Below are 4,280 nucleotides of genomic sequence, written 5' to 3' on the forward strand. Positions count from 1 at the left end.
GCGCTGCACGGTGCGCTGCACGGTGCGGGAGAAGCGGTTGAAGGCCAGCCCGGCCTCCTGCGCCTCGGCCCGGGCCGCCTGCACCGCGGCCTCGTCGGCCTTGGGCTGTGCGGCGCGGGCCTGGGCGGTGACGGCACGGGTGCCTTCGCCCTCGGCCAGCTGCATGGCGATCTCGGCCAGGCGGGTGAGCATCTGGATCTGCTGCAGCGCGAGGCTGCGGCAGAAGGCCTGGACGTCGAGATCTGCTGATGCGGGCTCCATGGAACGTAGCATGAACGAAGAGCGTGAGGTCACGCAATGAACATTGCGTTAACTCGACATTCGGCCGCGCAGGTTGGGTTCGCCGGGTGACCCAACCTGGAAATTGCTAACGGGCGCGCCCGGGCCTGCCGGAGCTACAGCAGGAAATCCGCCGCGGTCAGGGCGTGGTCGGAGGTGACGTTGATGGCGAAGTCGGAGATCTTGTCGCCATTGACGTCGACATAGACCACCTGGATCGCGCCCGCCGTCACCACCCGTAGTTCCCCGGCCTGACGGGTGTAGTCGCCGGTGCCGAAGGTGAAGGCGGTGTCGCCGTTGCTGGAGTTGCCATCGGCGTCGATCGCCGACAGGTCGATCTTGTCGCCGGTCGCAAAGTCCCGGATCGCGTCCTTGCCGAGGCCGGAGACGGCGCTGTCGGACAAAGCGGTGTAGACGAAGCGGTCGTTGCCGGCGCCGCCCTTCAGCGCATCGCCGTTGCCGCCGCCGGCGAGGACGTCGTCACCGGCCACGCCCCACAGGGTGTTGGCATTGGCGTCGCCGGTCAGGGTGTCGGCGAAGCCCGAGCCGATCGCCTGCTCGATGCTGCTGAAGGTATCGCCCGCGGCGTCGCCGCCGGAGACGGCGCCGGTCGCCAGGTTGACCGACACCCCGGCGGCCGAGCCGGCGTAGCTCGCAGTGTCGATGCCGAGGCCACCGGTCAGCGCGTCGGCCCCGGCCGCGCCTTCGAGCGTGTCGTCGCCGTCGCCGCCGTCGAGCTGGTCGTCGCCGGCGCCGCCCAGGATATTGTCGTCTCCCGCCTCGCCGAAGACCTGGTCGTTCTCGCTGCCGGCATCGACCGAGTCGTTGCCGATGCCGCCATGGACCGTGTCGATTCCGGCGCCGCCGACCAGCCGGTCCGCCCCGGCGCCGCCGTCGAGGCTGTCGTTGCCCGCTTCGCCCGAGAGGGCGTCGTCACCGCCATTGCCGACGAGGGCGTCGTCGCCGAGCTCGCCGCCGATGATGTTGCGGGCGTCGTCGCCGGACAGGGTGTCGCCGTTGCTGGAGCCGTACAGGTTCTCGATGTTGGTCAGGACATCGCCCACGGCGTCGCCGCCCGAGGTGGCTCCGGTCAGCAGGTTGACCGAGACTGCCGCCGTCGAGCCCTGGTAGTTGGCGAAGTCCGAGCCGTTGCCGCCGTCGAGCACATCGGCCCCCGTGCCGCCGCGGAGCTGGTCGTCGCCGGTGCCGCCGGTCAGCGCATTGGCCGCGGCGGAGCCGTACAGCCGGTCGTTGAAGTTCGAGCCGGTGATGTTCTCGATGCTGTTGAAGCTGTCGCCCTGAGCGTCGCCGCCCGTGGCGGTGTTGGTCGAGAGGTTGATGGTGACAGCCGCGGAGGCGATGTAGTTGGCCGTGTCGTTGCCGGTCCCGCCCTGCAGAGTGTCGGCGCCGGCGCGGCCTGCAAGCACATCGTCGCCGGCGCCGCCATCCAGGACATTCGCCCCCGCATCGCCATTGATCGTGTCGGCAAACGCCGAGCCGATGATGTTCTCGATGCTGCTGAAGCTGTCGCCCGCGGCGTCGCCGCCCGATGCGGCGCCGCTCGTGAGGCTGAGACTGACGCCTGCAGCGGAGGCGGCATAGGAGGCGGTGTCGGTGCCGGTGCCGCCCTGCAGCGCGTCGGCGCCGCCGAGGCCGGCCAGGACATTGGCCCCGCCGTCGCCGATCAGAGTGTCGGCGAAGGCCGAGCCGGTCAGGTTCTCGATGGCGGTCAGCGTGTCGCCCTGGGCATCGCCGCCCGTGCCGGTGCCGGTGGCCAGGCTGACGGTCACCCCGGCGCTGGAAAAGCCATAGCCGGCGGTGTCGATGCCGGCGCCGCCGTTCAGCACGTCGCCGAGCTGGCCGCCTTCAAGCGTGTCGTTGCCGTTCCCGCCATTGAGCGTGTCGGTGCCGCTGCCAATGAGGTCGCCGCTCAGGGTATCGTCGGCATTGGCGCCGTTGAGCGTATCGTTGCCGCCCATTCCAACCAGAACGGTATCGCCGTTCAGGTTGGCGGTCAGGATGTCGTTGAACGCCGATCCGAACACCAGCTCGAAGCTGGAGAAGGTGCAGCCCGCGGCCCCGCCGCCGCCGACGCCGGTGGTCAGGTTGATGGTCACGGCGGAGGAGATCGAGCCGCTGTCGAGGTAGTCGATGCCGGAACCGCCGATCAGCGTGTCGGCGCCGCCGCTGATCTGGATGACGTCGTCGCCGGCGCCGCCGTCGACCGTGTTGACCCCGTCGTCGCCCCGCAGGCCGTCGGAGAAGGCGCTGCCGATCAGATTCTCGAAGCCGCTGAAGGTATCGTCCGCGGATTCGCCGCGGTTTCCAAAACCGGCGTTCAGGTATACCTCGACAGTCTCGGTGGCGTTGGCGTAGCTGAGCGTGTCGATGCCGGCGCCACCACTCATGGCATCGGCGCCCAGTCCGCCCTGGATGATGTCGTCGCCGCCGAGGCCGGAGAGCGTATCGTCGCCGGCGAGGCCATTGATGATGTCGATGCCGTCGGGGTTGGCCGGATTGCCTGGATCGGTCCCGGTGAGGGTGTCGTTGCCGGCGGTGCCGTTGAGGATCTGGGACACGGGACGTCCTCCTGCTGTCGAGGCGGCACCGCCGGTTTCGGGGAGGAGCGGCCGAACTGTGAAATACGCCCGGCTGGGGCGGGACTCAGAATGAAGCAAATTTAGCAGACGTCCTGCATATCACGTTAGGAAGATTTGTGCGCGAAGCGACGGATGTTCCGGACGATGGTTCCGGCGCGGCAGCCGCAACCTCAATCCACTCGCCCAAGCTGCCACGCTTTCCAGCCCGGGTTCGCGTGCGGCGAACCCGGGCTGGAAATTTGGATGACGGGCACGCCAGAGCCCGCCTTGGGCTACAGCACGAAGTCGCTGGCGGTCAGGGCGTGGTCGGAGGTGACGTTGATGGCGAGGTCGGAGACCTTGTCGCCGTTGACGTCGGCATAGACCACCTGGATCTCGCCGGCCGTCACCACCCGCAGCTCGCCGGCCTGGCCGGTGTAGGCGCCGGTGCCGAAGGTGAAGGCGGTGTCGCCGTTCTCGCTGTTGCCGTCGGCATCGATCGCCGACAGGTCGATATGGTCGCCGGTCGTGAAGTCCAGGATCGTGTCCTTGCCGGGGCCGGAGACCGCGCTGTCGGACAAGGCCGTGTAGACGAAGCGGTCGTTGCCCGCGCCGCCCTTCAGCGCATCGCCGCCGCCGCCGCCGGTGAGGACGTCGTCGCCGGCCATGCCCCACAGGGTGTTGGCGTTGGCGTCGCCGGTCAGGGTGTCGGCGGAACCAGAGCCGATCACCTGCTCGATGCTGCCGAGCGTGTCGCCCGTGGCGTCGCCGCCGGAGACGGCACCCGTCGCGAGATCGACCGACACGCCGGCGGCCGAGCCGAGATAGCTCGCGGTGTCGATGCCGTCGCCGCCGGTCAGCGCGTCGGCCCCGGCCGCGCCTTCGAGCGTGTCGTCGCCGTCGCCGCCGTCGAGCTGGTCGTCGCCGGCGCCGCCCAGGATATTGTCGTCTCCCACCTCGCCGAAGACCTGGTCGTTCTCGCTGCCGGCATCGACCGAGTCATCGCCGATGCCGCCATGGACGGTGTCGATCCCGGCGCCACCGACCAGCCGGTCGGCACCGTCGCCGCCATCGAGGTTGTCGTTCCCGGCCTCACCGGAGAGCGCGTCATCGCCGCCATTGCCGACGAGCGTGTCGTTGCCGAGCTCGCCGCCGATGATGTTGCGGACGTTGTCGCCGGTCAGGGTGTCGTCGTTGCTGGAGCCGTACAGGTGCTCGATGTTGGTCAGGACGTCGCCCGCGGCGTCGCCGCCGCTGTGGATGCCGGTCAGCAGGTTGACCGACACCGCCGCCGTTGAGCCCTGGTAGTTGGCGAAGTTCGAGCCGGCGCCGCCGTCGAGGGTATCGGCGCCGGCCCCGCCGCGGAGCTGGTCGTCGCCGCCGCCGCCGCTGAGCACATTGGCCGCGGCGGAGCCATACAGC

At 69.6% G+C, this 4,280-nt stretch carries 3 protein-coding genes; all 3 read right to left on the reverse strand.

Going from position 1 to position 4,280, the window contains the following annotated elements; translation table 11 throughout:
- Positions 1-261, reverse strand: a 261-nt coding sequence (locus AB4Z01_RS35870; protein ID WP_441701590.1) for a hypothetical protein, incomplete at its 3' end; no start/stop codon positions are given.
- Positions 262-395: 134 nt separating this feature from the next.
- On the reverse strand, positions 396-2,858 hold the full coding sequence (locus AB4Z01_RS35875) for a beta strand repeat-containing protein (protein ID WP_441701591.1): 2,463 nt from the start codon (positions 2,856-2,858) through the stop codon (positions 396-398).
- Between the two features lie 293 nt (positions 2,859-3,151).
- The coding region (locus AB4Z01_RS35880) for a calcium-binding protein (protein ID WP_441701593.1) at positions 3,152-4,280 on the reverse strand (1,129 nt) is incomplete at its 5' end.

This window comes from Inquilinus sp. YAF38 (assembly GCF_052113205.1).
Classification (GTDB): domain Bacteria; phylum Pseudomonadota; class Alphaproteobacteria; order DSM-16000; family Inquilinaceae; genus Inquilinus.